This is a genomic window from Sphingomonas sp. M1-B02, assembly GCF_026167525.1.
GTDB lineage: Bacteria > Pseudomonadota > Alphaproteobacteria > Sphingomonadales > Sphingomonadaceae > Sphingomonas.
This window is the reverse complement of the sequence record NZ_CP110679.1, coordinates 923,228-940,496: the sequence shown is the minus strand read 5'-3', so window position 1 is coordinate 940,496 and position 17,269 is coordinate 923,228. Positions and strand designations below refer to the sequence as shown.

General features: G+C 66.6%; 18 protein-coding genes. 9 read left to right on the top strand and 9 right to left on the bottom strand.

Features of this window, described 5'->3' with window-relative positions; translation table 11 throughout:
• The first annotated feature begins 64 nt into the window (after positions 1–64).
• Positions 65–1,105: an alpha/beta hydrolase gene (locus OKW87_RS04510; RefSeq protein WP_265542627.1), complete on the top strand. Its 1,041-nt coding sequence runs from the start codon at positions 65–67 to the stop codon at positions 1,103–1,105.
• Here OKW87_RS04510 and OKW87_RS04505 read toward each other — a convergent pair.
• The 7 genes from OKW87_RS04505 to OKW87_RS04475 all read right to left on the bottom strand — a co-directional run bounded on the left by OKW87_RS04505 (position 1,093) and on the right by OKW87_RS04475 (position 7,420).
• Entirely contained in the window at positions 1,093–2,487 is a 1,395-nt protein-coding gene (locus OKW87_RS04505) for a leucyl aminopeptidase family protein (RefSeq protein ID WP_265542626.1), read from the bottom strand. The two genes, OKW87_RS04510 and OKW87_RS04505, sit on opposite strands and share 13 nt — an antisense overlap.
• Before the next feature lie 163 nt (positions 2,488–2,650).
• Positions 2,651–2,983, bottom strand: coding sequence for a TFIIB-type zinc ribbon-containing protein (locus OKW87_RS04500; RefSeq protein ID WP_265542625.1), 333 nt, complete (start codon positions 2,981–2,983; stop codon positions 2,651–2,653).
• 3 nt (positions 2,984–2,986) lie between these two features.
• Complete coding sequence (locus OKW87_RS04495) at positions 2,987–3,625, bottom strand: Bax inhibitor-1/YccA family protein (protein WP_265543998.1); 639 nt, start codon at positions 3,623–3,625, stop codon at positions 2,987–2,989.
• 92 nt (positions 3,626–3,717) lie between these two features.
• Complete coding sequence (locus OKW87_RS04490) at positions 3,718–3,924, bottom strand: DUF465 domain-containing protein (protein WP_265543996.1); 207 nt, start codon at positions 3,922–3,924, stop codon at positions 3,718–3,720.
• Between the two features lie 231 nt (positions 3,925–4,155).
• A complete protein-coding gene (locus tag OKW87_RS04485) occupies positions 4,156–4,506 on the bottom strand; it encodes a hypothetical protein (RefSeq protein ID WP_265542624.1) in 351 nt (116 codons plus the stop codon).
• A 77-nt stretch (positions 4,507–4,583) separates the two neighbouring features.
• On the bottom strand, positions 4,584–5,999 hold the full coding sequence (gene astD / locus OKW87_RS04480) for a succinylglutamate-semialdehyde dehydrogenase (RefSeq protein ID WP_265542623.1): 1,416 nt from the start codon (positions 5,997–5,999) through the stop codon (positions 4,584–4,586).
• 68 nt (positions 6,000–6,067) lie between these two features.
• Complete coding sequence (locus OKW87_RS04475) at positions 6,068–7,420, bottom strand: protein adenylyltransferase SelO family protein (RefSeq protein ID WP_265542622.1); 1,353 nt, start codon at positions 7,418–7,420, stop codon at positions 6,068–6,070.
• An 18-nt stretch (positions 7,421–7,438) separates the two neighbouring features.
• Here OKW87_RS04475 and OKW87_RS04470 point away from each other — a divergent pair, with 18 nt between their 5' ends.
• From OKW87_RS04470 to OKW87_RS04460, 3 genes are all read left to right on the top strand, one after another.
• The gene (locus OKW87_RS04470; protein ID WP_265542621.1) at positions 7,439–8,308 is read left to right on the top strand and encodes an alpha/beta fold hydrolase; all 870 of its coding nucleotides are present in this window, start codon (positions 7,439–7,441) and stop codon (positions 8,306–8,308) included.
• A gap of 155 nt (positions 8,309–8,463) precedes the next feature.
• The gene (locus OKW87_RS04465; RefSeq protein ID WP_265542620.1) at positions 8,464–9,597 is read left to right on the top strand and encodes a glycosyltransferase; all 1,134 of its coding nucleotides are present in this window, start codon (positions 8,464–8,466) and stop codon (positions 9,595–9,597) included.
• A 66-nt stretch (positions 9,598–9,663) separates the two neighbouring features.
• The gene (locus tag OKW87_RS04460; RefSeq protein WP_265542619.1) at positions 9,664–11,067 is read left to right on the top strand and encodes an NAD(P)H-dependent flavin oxidoreductase; all 1,404 of its coding nucleotides are present in this window, start codon (positions 9,664–9,666) and stop codon (positions 11,065–11,067) included.
• A 33-nt stretch (positions 11,068–11,100) separates the two neighbouring features.
• Here OKW87_RS04460 and OKW87_RS04455 read toward each other — a convergent pair whose 3' ends face one another.
• On the bottom strand, positions 11,101–12,096 hold the full coding sequence (locus OKW87_RS04455; protein ID WP_265542618.1) for a 2-hydroxyacid dehydrogenase: 996 nt from the start codon (positions 12,094–12,096) through the stop codon (positions 11,101–11,103).
• Between the two features lie 91 nt (positions 12,097–12,187).
• Between OKW87_RS04455 and OKW87_RS04450 the strand changes: the two genes are divergently transcribed.
• Entirely contained in the window at positions 12,188–12,664 is a 477-nt protein-coding gene (locus OKW87_RS04450; protein WP_265542617.1) for an SH3 domain-containing protein, read from the top strand.
• Positions 12,665–12,801: 137 nt separating this feature from the next.
• Here the strand turns inward: OKW87_RS04450 and OKW87_RS04445 are convergent, their stop codons facing one another.
• Entirely contained in the window at positions 12,802–13,989 is a 1,188-nt protein-coding gene (locus tag OKW87_RS04445) for an acetyl-CoA C-acyltransferase (RefSeq protein WP_265542616.1), read from the bottom strand.
• Positions 13,990–14,072: 83 nt separating this feature from the next.
• On the opposite strand from OKW87_RS04445, the gene OKW87_RS04440 reads away from it, so the two are divergent.
• The 4 genes from OKW87_RS04440 to OKW87_RS04425 all read left to right on the top strand — a co-directional run bounded on the left by OKW87_RS04440 (position 14,073) and on the right by OKW87_RS04425 (position 17,207).
• On the top strand, positions 14,073–14,333 hold the full coding sequence (locus OKW87_RS04440) for a hypothetical protein (protein WP_265542615.1): 261 nt from the start codon (positions 14,073–14,075) through the stop codon (positions 14,331–14,333).
• Positions 14,320–15,072, top strand: coding sequence for a prepilin peptidase (locus tag OKW87_RS04435; protein WP_265542614.1), 753 nt, complete (start codon positions 14,320–14,322; stop codon positions 15,070–15,072). Before OKW87_RS04440 ends, OKW87_RS04435 begins: the two co-directional genes overlap by 14 nt.
• Before the next feature lie 77 nt (positions 15,073–15,149).
• Positions 15,150–16,556: a coniferyl aldehyde dehydrogenase gene (locus tag OKW87_RS04430; RefSeq protein WP_265542613.1), complete on the top strand. Its 1,407-nt coding sequence runs from the start codon at positions 15,150–15,152 to the stop codon at positions 16,554–16,556.
• Positions 16,557–16,751: 195 nt separating this feature from the next.
• Complete coding sequence (locus OKW87_RS04425) at positions 16,752–17,207, top strand: MarR family winged helix-turn-helix transcriptional regulator (protein ID WP_265542612.1); 456 nt, start codon at positions 16,752–16,754, stop codon at positions 17,205–17,207.
• Positions 17,208–17,269: the final 62 nt, after the last annotated feature.

Sequence of the window (17,269 nt, the reverse complement as noted above, 5' to 3'; positions counted from 1 at the left end):
GCGAGGGATAGCGAGAGGGGGCTGGCGCATGATAGGCTCGCTTTTCCTGACGAGGAGGTGGCCGATGCTCCGCTGGTTGGTGACATTGCTTGCGTTGTCGTTCGTGCCAGCCGCTGCGGCGAGCAGCCTCGAACACGGGCGGATCGAATCGGCTGCCCTGGCGGGGAACGCGGCGGGGATCTCGGCGACGCGGGGCGTCACCGTCTATCTGCCCGACGGCTACGCCGCACAGGGCGCGAAGCGTTTTCCGGTCGTCTATTATCTGTCAGGCTTCTTCGAGGACGATCGCGCGCCTTATGCGCAGAATGGCGCGCAGGCCCTGTTCGACCGGGCGATCGCGCGGGGGGTGATCGGTGACGTCATCGTCGTCACCGCGGATTTCGGGACGCCGGCCGGGGGCTCCTGGTACGTCAATTCGCCGGCGACCGGCAATTGGGACGACTTCATGGTCCGCGAGCTCGTGCCGTGGGTCGATCGGCGTTATCGCACGATCGCGCGGAGCGATGCGCGCGGCGTTGCAGGGGACCGGATGGGCGGACATGGCGCGATCCGCTTCGGGATGCGGCATCCGGACATTTTCGGCGCGGTCTATGCGCTGCATCCGATCGGCACCGGGCCGGGGCTGCAGACGATGTTTTCGCGGCCCAACTGGCAGTTGCTGCAATCGGCCAAGGGGATGGCCGACCTGCAGGGCGACGGCTTCTCGCTGATCTTCACCTCGATTTTCCAGGCGCATCTGGGCAATCCGGCGCGACCCTTATTGTTCGACCCGCCCGCGCTCTGGGAGAATGGCAGGCTCAGCGTGGATCCGGCGGTGGCCGAGCGGCTCAATGCGAGCTTCTTTCTGGAGCGGCAGGTGGCGGCGCATGCGGCCAACCTGAAGCGGCTGCGCGGCCTGATGTTCGATTGGGCGCGCGGCGACGCGAACCCCGATCATATCGTCTCGAATCAGGCGTTCACGCGCGTGCTCGACAGTTTCGGGGTGCCGTATGAGGCCGAGGAATATCGCTGCGGCTGGGGCGAGCGCCATTGGGGCGAAGGCGGGCGCATCTACACCGAGATGCTGCCTTTCTTCGCCCGGACGCTGGCGTTTCAGCCCGCGTAGCGGTCCTTCAGCAGCTTCCAGGTGGCGCGCAGGCTGACCGCTTCGGCGCCCTTGGGGCGGCCGGGTTTGGGGCTGCCGTTCCAGCAGAAGATGTCGAGATGCGCCCATTGCGCCTTTTCGGGCGCGAACTCCTTGAGAAAGAGCGCCGCGGTGATCGCGCCGCCGAACGGACCCTCGGCGGCGTTGACCATGTCCGCCACGTCGGACTTGAGCAGATCCTTGTAGGGATCCCACAGCGGCATGCGCCACATCGGATCGGCCTCGGTCTCGGCGGCGGCGAGCAGTTCGGCGGCGAGCGTGTCGTCGTTGGTGAACAACGCCTGGAGATCGGCGCCCAGCGCGACGCGGGCGGCGCCGGTGAGCGTGGCGAAATCGAGGACCAGCTCGGGATCGCTCTCGCCTGCCTTGGTGAGCGCGTCGCCGAGGATCAGTCGGCCCTCGGCGTCGGTGTTGCTGTTTTCGACCGTGGTGCCCTTGCGCGAGACCAAGACGTCGCCGGGGCGGAAGGCTTCGCCCGAGATCGAATTCTCGACCGCGGGGACGAGCATGTGGAGGCGTACGGGCAGGCGATTCTGCATCACCAGTTCGGCAAGCGCGAGCGCGTGCGCGGCGCCGCCCATATCCTTCTTCATCAGCCGCATGCCGGCGGCGGGCTTGATGTCGAGGCCGCCGCTGTCGAAGGTCACGCCCTTGCCGACGATGGCGATGCGGGGATGTTCGGGATTGCCCCATTCGAGCTCGATCAGCCGCGGCTCGCGGCCGATGCCAGCCGCGCGGCCGACCGCCCAGAGCATGCCATAGCCCTTTTCGAGCTCGCGGCCCTTGGTGACGGTGAGCGTCGCGCCATACTCGCTGGCGAGATCGGCGGCGCCGGCTTCGAGCTCCGCAGGGCCCATGTCGCCCGCGCCGAGATTGATCCGGTCGCGCAGCTTGAAGGTGACCGCAGCCATGCGGATCGCGTCTTCCATCTTCGCGGGATCGCCGGTGAGGAGGATGCGCGGGCCCTGCGCATTGTCGTCCTTCTTCTTGTAGGCGGTGAACTTATATTGCGCAGCGAGCCAGCCATAGAGCGCGGTGCCGGGCTCGCGGCCTTCGACGCGGTATGTGCCTTCAGGAAGCGTCTCGGCGAGCTTGGCGAGGCACCAGGGCGAGAGCTTGTCGACATTGGCGACGACGGTGACGACCGACCAGTCGTCCGGCGCGTCGCCGGGGAGGATGGCGCTGGCATTGCCGGTCGGCGCGAGCTTCTGGGCGAGCGCGGCGGCGCGATGGCGCGGCGGCTGCGCGGCGAGCCAGGCGTCGTAGCCCTTGGCATCGATGAGGTGGATCGTGCGGGCGCTCTGGCCGCGGTCGGGCTGGATCAGCGTGGTGAGTTCGGGCATCGCTCCGATTTAGGGACGGCGGGCGCGCAGGGCTAGGGCGAAGCGCCGAATTTCGTCGACCGAACCGCGTCTCGCACGCGACCTGATCGCCCTGAATGAAAAAAATGCCCGCCGCGCGGGGGAGCGGCGGCGGGCAAGTTTAGCTGTTCGGGGACAAGGGGGATTAGTCGAACAGCTCCTCGAAGAAGGATTTCTTCTTCTTCGGATAGTGGCCGCCATGGCTGCGATGGTCGCCATGGCTGCGATGGTCGCCCCGATAGGGCTCCGCATAGCGCTGGCGTTCTTCGCGATAGGGTGCCGACGGCGGAACCGAGGTCGGCGGAGGGGCCGGAGCCGCGGCGGCGGCGACCGGGGCAGTGCGCTCGATGATCTTGTCGAGCTCGCCGCGATCGAGCCATACGCCGCGGCAGGTGGGGCAATGGTCGATCTCGATGCCCTGGCGCTCCATGGCGACAAGCTTGGTGCCGTCTACGGGGCAGGAAAAGGTGCCGGTCATCGATTAATCCTCCTGTTGGCCCATCAGTCCCAGCAGCAGCTGGAACATGTTGATGAGGTTCAGATAGAGCGACAGCGCGCCCATGATCGCGAGCTTGTCCGCCGCCTGGGTGCCGGCATAGGCAAGATATTCGCTCTTCAGGCGCTGCGTGTCCCAGGCGGTGAGGCCCGCGAAGACGATGACGCCGACGACCGAGACGACCATCTGCAACAGGCTGGAGCCGAGGAACAGATTGAGCAGGCTCGCGCCGATCACCGCGATCAGGCCGACGAAAAGGAAGCTGCCCATCGAGGTGAGATCGCGATTGGTGGTGTAGCCCCACAGGCTGAGGCCTGCGAACATTGCCGCGGCGGTGAAGAAGGCGGTGGCGATGCTGGTGCCGGTGAAGACCAGGAAGATACTGGCCATCGACACACCCATCACCGCGGCGAAGGCGAAGAAGGCCGTGCGCGCACCGCTCGTGGTCATCCGCTCCACCCGGAAGGTGAAGAAGAAGATGAAGGCGAGCGGGGCGAACATCGCCACCCACTTCAGCGGGGTGCCGAAGATGAGCGCGACCAGCGCCGGCGTGTTGGCCACCGCGAGCGCGACCAGGCCGGTGATGGCGAGGCCGATGCCCATATTGCGATAGATGCCGAGCATGTGGCGGCGCAGGCCTTCGTCGAAACGGGCCTGGACGCCTGCCGCTGCACTGCGGTTGAAACTCGAAAGATTGTCCACTTTGGTACGTCTCCTCAGGCGTGGCGCATCTGGCCGAGCGCCAGGCGGGCGACACGGCGCATCTCGGCCGCATCGGGGAAGTGACGGAAAAGCCGATCCTTGATCGCGAGCCGCTCCTTCTTCAGCTGGGTGAGGCGAAGACGATCGGGGGCGCGTCGCGTACGTTCGCGGCGAATCTCGCGGTTCAGGATGCGGTGTGCGGCAATCAGCCGCTGGATCATAGGGTTCACAAGCCACTCCAATCGATGATGTATCGATCGAGCTCGTTCGGTGGGGGGTGGAGGCATGGCCGCCGAAACCTGCACCGAGCTAGCTCGATGCGGTCCGACATCACGAGGGCTTTGGAAGCTCTCGCCAGAGGGGCCCGGTCCGCTTCTGGAATTTAGGCAAGGGGGCGGTGGAGTTCAAGGGGCTCGATAGATCCTCCCCCGCCCGGGGAGGCTCTCGATCCGCTAGTGCTGCGGCGTACGCCCGTTACTGGTCGCACCCGTGCCCTTGATATTGACCGCAGGGTCGTGGGGCGTGGGCGAAGATGTTGGCGACGCCACGCGGCCGTTAACGCCGCCGGTGCCCTTGGTGTTGATCGCGTGATCCTGCGAGATCGGCGTGGAAGTCGGCGTAGGCGTCGTCATTGCCATGCGTCCGTTGGTCGCGCCCGTTCCCTTCGTGTTGATCGCATGGTCGTGCGGCTGCGGGGCGGGCGACGCAGTGGGCCTCGGCTGCGTGTCCTGCGGGGCGTGGAGCGCGAACGCCGAGAGCGGCACGGCCAGCGTCAGCGCGAGGAAGGGGATTTGCTTGAGCATGGCTCTTCTCCCGTGCCGCGTCTCCAGCGGCGCGGTGATCCCGGATACCATAATCCCGCAGCGGGGTATATTCGCCCTTAGGCGTCGCGGAGGCCGAGGCCGATCGATACGCGCGCCTGCTCGGACTCGGAGGACACCACGGGATAGGCGCAATAATCGGCAGCATAGTATGCGCTAGGGCGGTGGTTGCCCGACCAGCCGACTCCGCCGAATGGGGCGGAGGAGGAAGCGCCGTTGGTGGGCCGGTTCCAATTGACGATGCCGGCACGGATATTGGCCCAGAATTGATCGTAAAGGCGCGGATTCTGGCTCACCAGGCTGGCGGACAGCCCGTAGCGCGTGTCGTTGGCCTCGGCGATCGCTTCCTCGAAGGTCGCCTTGCGATAGATTTGCAGGATCGGGCCGAACAGCTCGACATCGGGCTTGTCGTTGGCCTGGGTCATGTCGATCAGGCCGGGGGTGAGGAAGGGGCGGCCCTCGATCGGGCGCGCCATGTGGCGCAGCGGGCGACCGCCCATCGTCGAGAGCGCGACGAAGCTCTCGGTCAGCATGTCGGCGGTATCGTTGTCGATCACCGGGCCCATGAAGGGGGCGGGATCGGCGTGCGGCTCGCCGATGATCAGGCGCCCGATCAGCTTCTCGACCTCGACCATCAACGGATCGAAGATCGTCTGATCGACGATCAGCCGGCGCGCGGCGGTGCAGCGCTGGCCGGCCGTGGTGAAGGCCGACTGAATGACGAGGACCGCGGCCGAATAGAGATCGGGCGTGTCCCACACGACGATCGGATTGTTGCCGCCCATCTCCAGTGCGAGGATCTTTTCGGGGCGAGTGGCGAACTGGCGGTTGAGCGCGATGCCGGTATTGGCCGAACCGGTGAACAGCAGTCCGTCGATATCGGGGTGGCCGGCAAGCGCCTTGCCCTCCTCCGCGCCGCCGACGAGCAGGCGGATGCAACCCTCCGGAATGCCCGCAGCGTGGAAACAGTCGACCAGGAACGCGCCCGAGGCAGGAGCCTTTTCCGAGGGCTTGAAGACTACTGCGTTGCCCGCAAGCAATGCCGGGACGATGTGGCCGTTGGGCAAATGCGCCGGGAAATTATAGGGGCCGAGCACCGCTAGCACGCCGTGCGGCTTGTGGCGGAGCGCCAGCCGCGTGTTCATCGGCGCTTCGATGCGGCGCTGGCCGGTGCGCTCGGAATAAGCCGTGACCGAAACGTCAACCTTCGCGATCACGGTCTCGATCTCGCTGCGGGCCTCCCACAAGGGCTTGCCCGTCTCGCGCGCGAGCAGATCGGTGAAGGTGTCGGCCTTTTGCCGCACCACATTGGCGAAGCGGCGCAGCGCCTCGATCCGATAGGCGAGCGGGCGGGCAGCCCATTCCGCCCAGCTGCGGCGGGCGTGGGCGACCTCTGCGTCGACATCGCCGACAGGCTGCCGCCAGAGGACGGCACCCGTGGCGGGCTCGGTGGAGATGATTTCCTGACCCGGCATTACGGCTTGGTTCTAGTCCCCGGAAAGTTTCGATGCTCTTGCACGAAATCCCTGATGGTTGCCAACCCCTAGGCGAGCGCGTCGCCCATCGTGCGGATCTGATCGACCTTTGCAGTGAGCGCGGACCAATCGTCGTCGGCTGGGATGGGCGCCCAGATCGCTTCGACTTCATCGATCGGCATCGAGCAGGGGGCATTGCCCGACCAATAGGGATGATCGCGGGATTTGCGGGGTGCGTGGGCGGCGAGCAAGGCGCGGAGCTCGGCGAAGGGTCCGCCATAGGCTTCGGGCAGCTGGCCGGCGAAGGCGTCGAAGTAGAAGCGATCGAGGGGGATTTCGGAGGTGCGCAGCGTGCGCTCGAGCGCCTGGATAAGGGAGCGGTCCTGCTCGGGGCTGTGCGGTTCGAGGCCAAGCCGCCACAGGATCGCGGCCTCCAGCTCGCGCTGGAAGCGTTCGGGGAAAAGGTCCATCGCCTCCACCAGCGGCGCCTCGTCGGCGATCAGGCGAAGGGAGCCGGCGAGCTGCATGACGTCCCAATAGATCGCCTCGGGCTGGCGGCCGAAGGCGTAGAGGCCGGCATGGTCGAAATAGGCCGCGGTAAAGGCGGGGTCCCAGGTCGGCGTGAAGCGCCACGGACCATAGTCGAAGCTTTCCCCGGTCACGTTGATATTGTCGCTATTGAGCACGCCGTGGACGAAGCCGGCCGCCATGAACTGTCCGGCGAGGCGCGCGGTTCGAGCGGCAACGTGGGCGAGCAGGCGCTGGGGGGCATCGGGGCCGGCTTCCTCACCGTAATAATGGTTGAGGACATAGGCGGTCAGGCGCTCGATATTTTCGGTCTCCTGGAAATAAGCGAGCCGCTGGAAGGCGCCGATGCGGATATGACCATGGTTGAGCCGGACCATCACCGCGGAGCGGGTGGGGGAGGGCTCGTCGCCGCGGTGGAGTTCCTCGCCTGTCTCGATCAACGAAAAGGTGCGCGAGGTATCGACTCCCAGCGCCTCTAGCATTTCGGTGGCGAGAATCTCGCGGACGCCGCCCTTGAGCGTGAGGCGACCGTCGCCGAAGCGGCTATAGGGGGTCTGACCGGAGCCCTTGGTGCCGAGGTCCATCAGCCGGCCCTGCTCGTCGCGCATCTGGGCGAAGAGGAAGCCGCGGCCATCGCCGATCTCGGGATTGTACACGCGGAACTGGTGGCCGTGATAGCGCAGCGCCAGCGGCTGCCGGAGCGTGCCGTCGAGCGGCTGGAAGCGACCGAAATGCGCGATCCATTCGGCGTCGCTCAGACCGTCGAGCCCGACCGAGGCCGCGGCGCGATCGTTGCGGAAGCGCAGGATGGTCTGAGGGAAGTCGGCGGGCGCGACCGGATCGTAGAAGGCGTCGCCGAGTTCGAGGATCGGCTGTTGCGGAGTGAAGGTCATCCGGCGATATGGGGAGCGATGGGCGAGCGGCGCAACTATAGTGACGGCTTTTGGTGGTCCAATGACGGGCTGCGGCTGCATTACCGCGATTATGCGGGGGGCGAGGGCAAGCCGCCCTTGATCTGTTTTCCTGGGCTGACGCGTAACGCGCGCGACTATGAGGCGCTGGCGGATCGCTTCGCGGGCGACTGGCGGGTGATCCTGGTGGAGTTTCGCGGGCGCGGCGAAAGTGCCTTCGCCAAGGATCCGATGACCTATGTGCCGCTGACCTATCTGCAGGACGTCGAGGCGCTCATGAGCGAACTGGGGATCGCGCGATTCGTGGCGGTGGGCACGTCGCTTGGCGGGCTGGTGACGATGCTGCTTGCGGCGACCGACGGGACCAAGCTTGCGGGCGTGGTGCTCAACGATGTGGGGCCGGAGCTCAATCCGGTGGGGCTCGCGCGGATCCGCACCTATGTCGGCAAGGCGGTCTATCACCCGACCTGGATGCACGCGGCGCGCGCGGTGGCCGAGGCCAATGCCGACGTCTATCCCGGCCGCACGATCGAAGAATGGCTGCGGATGGCCAAGCGGCTCTACCGGGTGAACAATTCGGGGCGGATCGTGCTTGATTACGACATGCGGATCGCCGAGCCGTTCCGGGTGCCGGGCAACGAGACCGGGCCCGACATGTGGCCGACGATCGACGCGCTTTCCGGGCGGCCGCTGCTGGTGGTGCGCGGCGAGCGGTCGGATATTTTGAGCGCGGATATCGCCGATAAGATGGTGGCGCGCGTGCCGGAAGCCGAGCTCGTGACGGTGCCGGGGGTGGGGCATGCGCCCACGCTCGAGGAGCCCGAGGCGCTTGCGGGGATCGAGCGGCTTCTGGCGCGGGTAGCAGCATAATATTCGTCATCCTCGCGCAGGCGAGGACCCAGAGTTACTCGGCCCGATCCTCCGCCACCCGGGATGCCCGCCTGCGCGGGGATGACGTTCCGTTGTGAGGGCAGGGCCGGTGGGCCGGGATGACGGCGCGGGAATAGCCCGCTAAGGCCGCGCGCATGTCGATCCACATCCTCCACCTCCACTCCACCTTCAACCTGGGCGGCAAGGAAGCGCGCGCGGTCGCGCTGATGAATGCGTTCGGGGATCGGGCACGCCATACGATCGTGTCGGCGATGCCCGATCAGCTTGCGGCGCGCGAGTCGATCGCGCCGGGGATCAAATATGAGATCGCCCAGAACCCGCCACCGCTCTCCGGGCGTCCGTCGGCGCGGCGCTACGAGGAAATCGCGCGATTCATGCGGCGTTTCGACCTGGTGCTTACCTATAATTGGGGCGCGATCGACGGGGTGATGGCGGCGCGGGTCTTCGGCAAGGGATTGCCGCCGATCATCCACCACGAGGATGGCTTCAACGCCGACGAAGGCGAGCGGCTGAACCCGGTGCGCAACATGTATCGCCGGATCGCGCTGCCCGCCGCAAATGCGCTGGTGGTGCCTAGCAGGCTATTGGAGCAGGTCGCGCTCAAGCACTGGCGCCAGCCAGCGGATCGGATCGTCCGGATCGCCAATGGCGTGCCAACCAAGCTCTATGCCGGAGCGCCGGACCCGACGCGCATCCCCCAGCTGCAGACGCGGCGCGAGGGCGAGGTGTTCATCGGCTGCGTGGCGGGGCTGCGGCCGGTCAAGGACCTGCCGATGCTGGTGCGCGCCTGCGCGGGGATGAATGCGCGGTTCAAGCTGGTGATCGTGGGGGAAGGCCCCGAGCGGCAGAACATCCTCGACGCGGCCGAGAGCATGGCGATCGAGGACCAGGTGATCCTGCCCGGATTCCTGCCCGATCCGCACCAATATATGGGGCTGTTCGATATCTTCGCGCTCTCGTCGGTGAGCGAGCAGGCGCCGATTTCGGTGATCGAGGCGATGGCGGCGGGACTGCCGGTGGTGGCGCCGCGGGTCGGCGATATCCCGCTGATGGTCTCCGAGCAGAACGCGCCCTATCTTGCGCCGCGTCGGCACGAGGTGGATATCCGAGATCGGCTGGATACGATCGCCAAGCATCCCGAGGGGCGCCGCTACATCGGCGAAACGAACCGGCAGCGCGCGCGTTCACTATTCGACGAGTCCGCAATGATCGCCGCTTATGCGCGGCTCTATGGCGACGCGATGGGACGACCGGACATATTGGGGTAACGAAGTTGCTCGCATGTTGGAGTCGATGCCGCTAGCTACGCGGTGTTTTTTCTTGCCGGAGGTCATGTGTTCAAGGGTTTGGCGCCTATCCAATATAATGGCCGCGAAGTTTGGCCGCTGGTCGAGGGTGGAAAAGGCGTAGCGGCGACGAATCACGCCAGCGCAGGCGCCTGGGCGGCGGCGGGCGGCATCGGCACGGTCAGCGCCGTGAATGCCGACAGCTATGACGCCGAAGGGAAGATCATCCCACAAGTCTATAAGGCGCTGACGCGGCGCGAGCGCCACGAAGAGCTGATCGAATATGCGATCGAAGGCGCCGTCACCCAGGTCAAGAAGGCCTGGGACATTGCCGGCGGCAAGGGCGCGATCAACATCAACGTGCTGTGGGAAATGGGCGGCGCCCAGCGCATCCTGCACGGCGTGCTCGATCGGACGCGCGGGCTGGTGTCGGGCGTCACCTGCGGCGCGGGCATGCCCTACAAGCTCAGCGAGATCAGCGCTTCCTACGGCGTGACCTATCTGCCGATCGTGAGTTCGGGCCGGGCATTCCGCGCGCTGTGGAAGCGGGCATATTCGAAGGCTTCGGAATGGCTTTCGGCGGTGGTATATGAGGATCCCTGGCTGGCGGGCGGGCATAACGGCCTGTCGAACGCCGAGGATCCGCTCAAGCCGCAGGACCCCTATCCGCGCGTCAAGGAATTGCGCGACGTGATGCGCGAGGGCGGCATATCGGACAGCGTGCCGATCGTGATGGCCGGCGGCGTGTGGTATCTGCGCGACTGGAACGACTGGATCGACAATCCCGAGCTCGGCCAGATCGTCTTCCAGTTCGGCACGCGGCCGCTGCTGACGCAGGAAAGCCCGATCCCGCAGGAGTGGAAAACCAAGCTGATGGAGATCGAGCCCGGCGACGTGCTGCTCCACCGCTTTTCGCCCACCGGTTTCTATTCGTCGGCGGTCCGCAATCCCTTCCTGCGCAGCCTCGAGGCGCGTTCGGAGCGACAGATCGCTTACTCGACCGAGTCTGCTGGCGATCATGTCTTCCAGCTCGACGCGGGCGTAAAGGGCCGCAACTTCTGGGTGACGCGGGGCGACCTGTTGCGCGCGCGCGAATGGGTCGGGCTCGGCTATACGTCGGCGCTGAAGACCCCGGACAACACGCTCATCTATGTCGGCGAGGAAGAGAAGGCGCTGATCCGCAAGGATCAGGCCGATTGCATGGGCTGCCTCAGCCAATGCGCCTTTTCGAGCTGGGCGGACAGCGAGACCAACTCGACCGGCCGGCTGGCCGATCCGCGCAGCTTCTGCATCCAGAAGACACTGCAGGACATTGCCCACGGCGGGCCGACCGACGAGAACCTGATGTTCGCGGGCCACGGCGCCTATAATTTCCGGAAGGATCCCTTTTATTCCAACGGGTTCGTGCCGACGGTGAAGGAACTCGTCGATCGGATCCGCACGGGGGATTGATCCTTTCCCTCTCCCTCCGGGGAGAGGGAGTAGCTACAACCACCCCTCCAGCACCTGATCGGGCGGACGATCGCCCCCCGTCCAGATTCGGATGTTGCGGATAACCCGCTCGCCCGCCGCGGCGCGGCCCTCATAGGTGGCCGAGCCCATATGCGGGGTCATCACGACGTTGGGCAGCGCCAGCAGGCGCGGGTCGATGCTCGGCTCGTGCGCCCAGACGTCGAGCCCGGCGCCGGCCAGTCGGCCGCCTTCCAGCGCCTCGACCAGCGCGTCTTCGTCGACGATGCCGCCGCGCGAGGCGTTGATGAGGTGCGCATGCGGCCGCATCAGCGCGATGCGGCGGGCGTCGATCAGATTTTCGCTCTCGGGATTGCGCGGGGTGTGGATCGTCAGGATGTCGATCGTAGCAAGCATCGCGTCGAGATCGGGGTGCCAGGTGGCGGCGAGTTGCGCCTCGAGCACCGCGGGCAGACGGTGACGATTATGATAATGGATCGATAGGCCGAAGGCGCGGGCGCGCGCGGCGACGGCCTGGCCGATCCTTCCCATGCCGACGATGCCCAGCGCCTTCCCGCCGATCCGGTAACCGAGCATCCCGCCGGGGCTCCAGCCCTTCCATTCGCCCGAGCGGACCAGTTTCTCGCCCTCGGCCAGCCGGCGCGGCACCGACAGGACCAGCGCCATCGTCATGTCGGCGGTGTCTTCGGTGAGCACGCCGGGGGTGTTGGTGACGGGGATGCCGCGCGCCCGGGCGGCCGCGAGGTCGATATGGTTCACGCCGGCGCCGTAATTGGCGATGAGCCGCAGCCGATCGGGCACGGCGGCGATGAGCTCGGCGTCGATGCGATCGGTGACGGTGGGGACGAACACGTCGCAATCGGCCATTGCCGCGGCCAGCGCGTCGCGGCTCAGCGGCGCATCGCCGGGATTGAGTATGACGTCGAACAGTTCGGCCATGCGCGCCTCGACCCCGTCGGGCAGCGAACGCGTGACGGCGACGCGAGGTCGGGCGGGGCGCGGCTGTGCCATAAAGGGCGGATTGAACGGCTCCAGCGCGCCAGTCAACGGTTGAAGGGCGCGGCTCGCTCGCGGTATGCGGGGCGGAAGCTAAGGGGATGACATGCGATTTTGGAGTTGGTTGTTGCTGGGCGTGTTCGCGCTGGGACTCGCCTTGCCCGCGCTGGCGCAGCGCAAGCCGCCTTATTATGCCTCGATTTCGGCGGACAAGGCGCGGATGCGGACCGGGCCGGGGCGCAACTATCCGGCGAGCTGGCTCTATCAGCGCGCCGACCTGCCGATCAAGGTGGTCGACATCTATGGCGAGTGGCGCAAGGTCGAGGATCCCGACGGCACGCAGGGCTGGATGCAGGTAAACCTGCTGAGCGACACGCGTAGCGCGATCGTGCGCGGCGCGATCGCCGAGATGCGCGCGGCGCCGCGCTTCGACGCGCCGATCAACTTCCGTGCGGCGCCGGGCGTGGTCGGGCGGATCAGCAAATGCGCGAGCGGCTGGTGCTGGCTCGATGTGCGCGGGCGCGGGGGCTATGTCGAGCTGTCGCACATCTGGGGCGTGGATGCGGGCGAGGCGGTGGACTGAGCTTTATCCTCCCCGGCACGGGGAGGGGGACCAGCCGCAGGCTGGTGGAGGGGGCGTGCCACGAGATTGTCGCTCGCGGAGAGCCCCCTCCACCACCGCCTTCGGCGGCGGTCCCCCTCCCCGTGCCGGGGAGGAGTTTAGTTCAGCATCTCCACCGCCACCGCCGTCGCCTCGCCGCCACCGATGCAGAGCGAGGCCATGCCGCGCCTCTGGCCGCTGGTTTCCAGCGCGGAAAGCAGAGTCGCCATCACGCGCGCGCCGCTGGCGCCGATCGGATGGCCGAGCGCGCAGGCGCCGCCGTGGATGTTGAGCACCTCGTGCGAAATGCCGAGATCGCGCATCGCGATCATCGCAACGACTGCGAAGGCTTCGTTGACTTCGAACAGGTCGACGTCGCCGATCTGCCAGCCGGCTTTCTCCAGCGCCTTGCGCATCGCGAAGACCGGGGCGGTGGTGAAGCGGGCAGGGGCGTGGGCGTGGGCGGCATGCGCGACGATGCGCGCGACGGGGGTGAGGCCGAGCTTGTCGGCGACGCTGCGCCGGGTGAGGACGAGCGCGGCGGCGCCGTCGGAGATGGACGAGGCGTTGGCGGCGGTGATCGTGCCTTCCTTTGCGAACGCAGGCTTGAGCGTCGGGATCTTGGCGATGTCGCCGCGCGCGGGCTGTTCGTCGAGCATGACGGTGGTGATGCCCTTGCGGCCCTTCACTTCGACCGCGACGATCTCGCGCTCGAACGCGCCCGAGGCTTGCGCAGCCTGCGCGCGTTGGAGCGACTGGATCGCGAAATCATCCTGCGCCGCACGCGTGAACTGATATTCCTGCGCGGTATCCTCGGCGAAATTGCCCATCAACTTGCCGGGTTCATAGGCGTCCTCGAGCCCGTCGAGATACATATGATCCTTGAGCACGTCATGGCCGATCCGCGCGCCGGCGCGGTGGCGCAGCGACAGATAGGGGGCGTTGGTCATGCTCTCCATGCCGCCGGCGACGAGCAGGTCGACCGAGCCCGCCGCGAGCGCCTCGGCGCCCATGATCGCGGCCTGCATGCCCGATCCGCACATCTTGTTGATCGTCGTCGCCTCGATATGCTCGGGAAGCCCGGCGTTGAGCGCAGCCTGGCGCGCGGGGGCTTGGCCGAGCCCGGCGGGGAGGACGCAGCCCATATAGATGCGCTCGATCGCCTCACCGCTCACGCCGGCGCGCTGCACCGCGGCGGCCACGGCGGCGGCGCCCAGATCGGTAGCCGAGGCGCCGGTCAGGGAGCCCTGGAAGCTGCCCATCGGGGTGCGGGCATAGGAAGCGATGACGATGTCGTCGGCGGACATAAAGTTCCTTTCGGGGGTTGGGGGCGATCTAGTGATCCCGAGCCCGGTTTGCAAAAGCCGCGCGGCGCTTCCAAGGAGCCAGCATGCCGCTTGTCGAAATCCTGAAATGGGCCGCGTCGATCAGCGGGGTGATCGCCTGCCTGATGGTCTCGCTCGATTCGGGGCGGCGGGTGACCGGCTGGGGGTTCGCGCTGTTTGTGGCGTCGAGCATCTGCTGGATCACCGGCGCCTTCCTGACCGACGACAATCCGTTGCTGTCGCAGAATCTCGTGCTCTTCTTCATCAACGTGTTTGGCGTGTATCGCTATCTGATCCGCAAGCGTCCGCCGCGTGACGACGACTGAGGCCTGGCTCTGGCCCGTGTTGCTGGGGGTGCTGGGGCTGGTCTTCGGCAGCTTCATCGCAACGGTGGCGCTGCGCTGGCCCGAGGGGCGTTCGCCGTTGAAAGGTCGTTCCGCATGCGATTCGTGCGGCAAGGGGCTCAAGGCGCACGAGTTGGTGCCGGTGGCGAGCTTCGTGCTGCAGCGTGGGCGCTGCCGGGGCTGCGGGGGCGCGATTCATCCGAGCCATTTGCTGACCGAGCTGGCGGGGCTAGCGATCGGCGCGACCTCGGGCTGGGTTGCGCCGGGTGCGGAAGGCATGGCGGGGGCGGTGTTCGGCTGGCTGCTGCTGGCACTGGCAGCGCTCGATCTGGCGGCCTTCTGGCTGCCGAACGCGCTTACGGGTGCGCTGGCGGGGGCGGGGCTCGCGGCCGGCGCAGTCGGGGTCGGCGTGCCGCTGGAGGCGCGGGCGATCGGCGGGGTTGCCGGCTATGGCGTGCTCTGGGCGGTTTCCGCCGGCTATCGCGCGCTGCGCAGGCGGCAGGGGCTGGGCGGGGGGGATCCCAAATTGTTCGGGGCGATCGGCTTCTGGCTGGGCTGGCAGGCGTTGCCGATGGTGCTGCTCGCCGCCTGCCTGATCGGGCTCGCGGCAGTGCTCGGGCTGCGTAGCGCCGGACGAAAGCTGGTGGCGACCGATCGTCTGCCCTTCGGGGTGATGCTGGGGGCAGCGGGCTTCGCGGTGTGGGTAGGGATGTACGTCTAGCTTGTCCAAGCGGGCTTCTTTGGTCATCTTCACGGCAAAGGCCCGGCGATCCGCTGAGGCGACCGGAGAGGGATGGGATGCAGCAGATATTGGAGCGCCAGCGCGCCGCCTATATGGCCGAGCTTCCCGTCCCCATCGCGGTGCGCAAGGATCGGCTCAAGCGCGCGATCGCGATGCTGTCCGACAATGCCGAGAAATTCTGCGACGCCCTGAGCGAGGATTTCGGGCATCGCAGCCGCGAGCAATCGATGATCACCGATATCGCCGCCTCGGTGGCGCCGCTTCGCCACGCGATCAAGCATGTCGAGCGCTGGGCAAAGCCGGACAAGAAGCCGGTGATGTTTCCGCTGGGCCTGCTCGGCGGGCGCGGCTGGATCGAATATCAACCGCTGGGTGTGGTCGGGGTGATTGCGCCGTGGAATTTCCCGGTCAACCTGGTGATGAGCCCGCTGGCGGGGATTTTCGCAGCGGGCAACCGGGCGATGGTGAAGACCAGCGAGTTCACGCCCTGCGTCGCCGCCTTGTTCGAGCAACTCGCGCCGGGGTATTTCGACGTGGAGGAACTGGCCTTCGTCAGCGGCGGGCCAGAGGTGGGGAAGGCCTTTGCCGCGCTGCCCTTCGATCACCTGCTGTTCACCGGCGCGACGGGCATCGCCAAGCATATCCTCCATGCCGCCGCCGACAATCTGACGCCGGTTACGCTCGAGCTGGGCGGCAAATCTCCCGTGGTGGTGGGACGATCGGCGGACGTTGCGCGAACGACCGAGCGGGTGGCGCTAGGCAAGATGCTCAACGCCGGCCAAATCTGTCTTGCGCCCGATTATATGCTGGTGCCGGCGGAGAAGGAGGCGGAGGTCGTCGCGGGGCTCGTCGACGCCGCGACGCGGATGTATCCGACGCTGCTCTCCAACCCCGATTACACCGCGCTGATCAACGATCGCCATTATCAGCGGCTGACCGAGTGGCTCGACGACGCCCGCGCCAAGGGCGCCGAGGTGATCGCGGTAAACCCGGCGAACGAGGATTTCGCGACCTCCAATTCGCGGAAGATGCCGCTGCACATCGTTCGCGGCGCGACCGACGACATGATCGTGATGCAGGAGGAGATATTCGGGCCGATCCTGCCGGTGCGCAGCTACGAGCATATCGACGGCGCGATCGACGAAGTGAATCGCCGCGATCGTCCGCTCGCGCTTTATTATTTCGGTTCGGACGGCGCCGAGCGGCGGCAGGTAATGGACCGCACCGTCTCCGGCGGGGTGACGCTGGACGACGTGATATTCCATGTCAGCCAGGAGGAATTGCCGTTCGGCGGAGTCGGACCGTCGGGAATGGGAGCTTATCATGGCGAGGCCGGGTTCCGGACCTTCAGTCATGCTCGGAGTGTCTACAAGCAGCCTCGGATCGATGTGGCCAAGCTCGCCGGGATGAAGCCGCCTTACGGAAAGGCAACACGGGCGACGATCAAGCGACAGATGGGCTGAAAAAAGACAAAAAAAGGGGCCGCCCCGGAGGGCGACCCTTTGAAAGGTTTAGGAGAGGATGCCTGAAAGGCCTCCGCTAATTGGGTGCCGGGGGCTTATGTTGCAAGTGCGAAATGATACCGGTAGCATTGCATAAATTGCAATCGTACAACGTTGTCACTTGCAACGGACGCTATGGACCGGAACGGAGCTGCGATGCCTACGACGCTCAAGCTTGAAGCATTTCTGCCCTACCGGCTTTCGATCGCTTCCAATGCGGTCTCGGATGCGGTCGCATCGGCCTATCGCAACCTTTTCGGGCTGCGCATTCCGGAGTGGCGGCTGGTGGCGGTGCTGGCGGAGGGCGGGGCGATGAGCCAGCAGGCGCTATGCGGCCGCACCCGGATGGACAAGGTGACGGTGAGCCGCGCGGCGATCGCCCTTGCCGAACGCGGGCTCATCCAGCGCGGGGCCAATCCGGGCGACCAGCGCTCGCGCCTGCTGACGCTGACCCCCGACGGCTGGGGGCTGTACGAACAGATCGCGCCCAAGGCGCTGGAATTCGAGCGGCGGATCTTCGACGTGCTCCCGCGCGCGGAGCAGGAGCAGTTGCGCGCCATGCTCGAGCGGATCGAGGCGGCGGCGGGGGCATTGCAGAGCGGGGTTGATTAGCCGGGCGTTGCTGGACTAATCGCGTGCCGTCCTCCCCAGGCCGTTTCCTTGTGTCAGGAGGG

Coding starts and splice junctions, on each gene's coding strand:
- OKW87_RS04510 (WP_265542627.1), top strand. CDS start 65: ATGCTCCGCTGGTTGGTGACATTGCTTGCGTTGTCGTTCGTGCCAGCC.
- OKW87_RS04505 (WP_265542626.1), bottom strand. CDS start 2,487: ATGCCCGAACTCACCACGCTGATCCAGCCCGACCGCGGCCAGAGCGCC.
- OKW87_RS04500 (WP_265542625.1), bottom strand. CDS start 2,983: ATGACCGGCACCTTTTCCTGCCCCGTAGACGGCACCAAGCTTGTCGCC.
- OKW87_RS04495 (WP_265543998.1), bottom strand. CDS start 3,625: ATGCTCGGCATCTATCGCAATATGGGCATCGGCCTCGCCATCACCGGC.
- OKW87_RS04490 (WP_265543996.1), bottom strand. CDS start 3,924: ATGATCCAGCGGCTGATTGCCGCACACCGCATCCTGAACCGCGAGATT.
- OKW87_RS04485 (WP_265542624.1), bottom strand. CDS start 4,506: ATGCTCAAGCAAATCCCCTTCCTCGCGCTGACGCTGGCCGTGCCGCTC.
- astD (WP_265542623.1), bottom strand. CDS start 5,999: ATGCCGGGTCAGGAAATCATCTCCACCGAGCCCGCCACGGGTGCCGTC.
- OKW87_RS04475 (WP_265542622.1), bottom strand. CDS start 7,420: ATGACCTTCACTCCGCAACAGCCGATCCTCGAACTCGGCGACGCCTTC.
- OKW87_RS04470 (WP_265542621.1), top strand. CDS start 7,439: ATGGGCGAGCGGCGCAACTATAGTGACGGCTTTTGGTGGTCCAATGAC.
- OKW87_RS04465 (WP_265542620.1), top strand. CDS start 8,464: ATGTCGATCCACATCCTCCACCTCCACTCCACCTTCAACCTGGGCGGC.
- OKW87_RS04455 (WP_265542618.1), bottom strand. CDS start 12,096: ATGGCACAGCCGCGCCCCGCCCGACCTCGCGTCGCCGTCACGCGTTCG.
- OKW87_RS04450 (WP_265542617.1), top strand. CDS start 12,188: ATGCGATTTTGGAGTTGGTTGTTGCTGGGCGTGTTCGCGCTGGGACTC.
- OKW87_RS04445 (WP_265542616.1), bottom strand. CDS start 13,989: ATGTCCGCCGACGACATCGTCATCGCTTCCTATGCCCGCACCCCGATG.
- OKW87_RS04440 (WP_265542615.1), top strand. CDS start 14,073: ATGCCGCTTGTCGAAATCCTGAAATGGGCCGCGTCGATCAGCGGGGTG.
- OKW87_RS04430 (WP_265542613.1), top strand. CDS start 15,150: ATGCAGCAGATATTGGAGCGCCAGCGCGCCGCCTATATGGCCGAGCTT.
- OKW87_RS04425 (WP_265542612.1), top strand. CDS start 16,752: ATGCCTACGACGCTCAAGCTTGAAGCATTTCTGCCCTACCGGCTTTCG.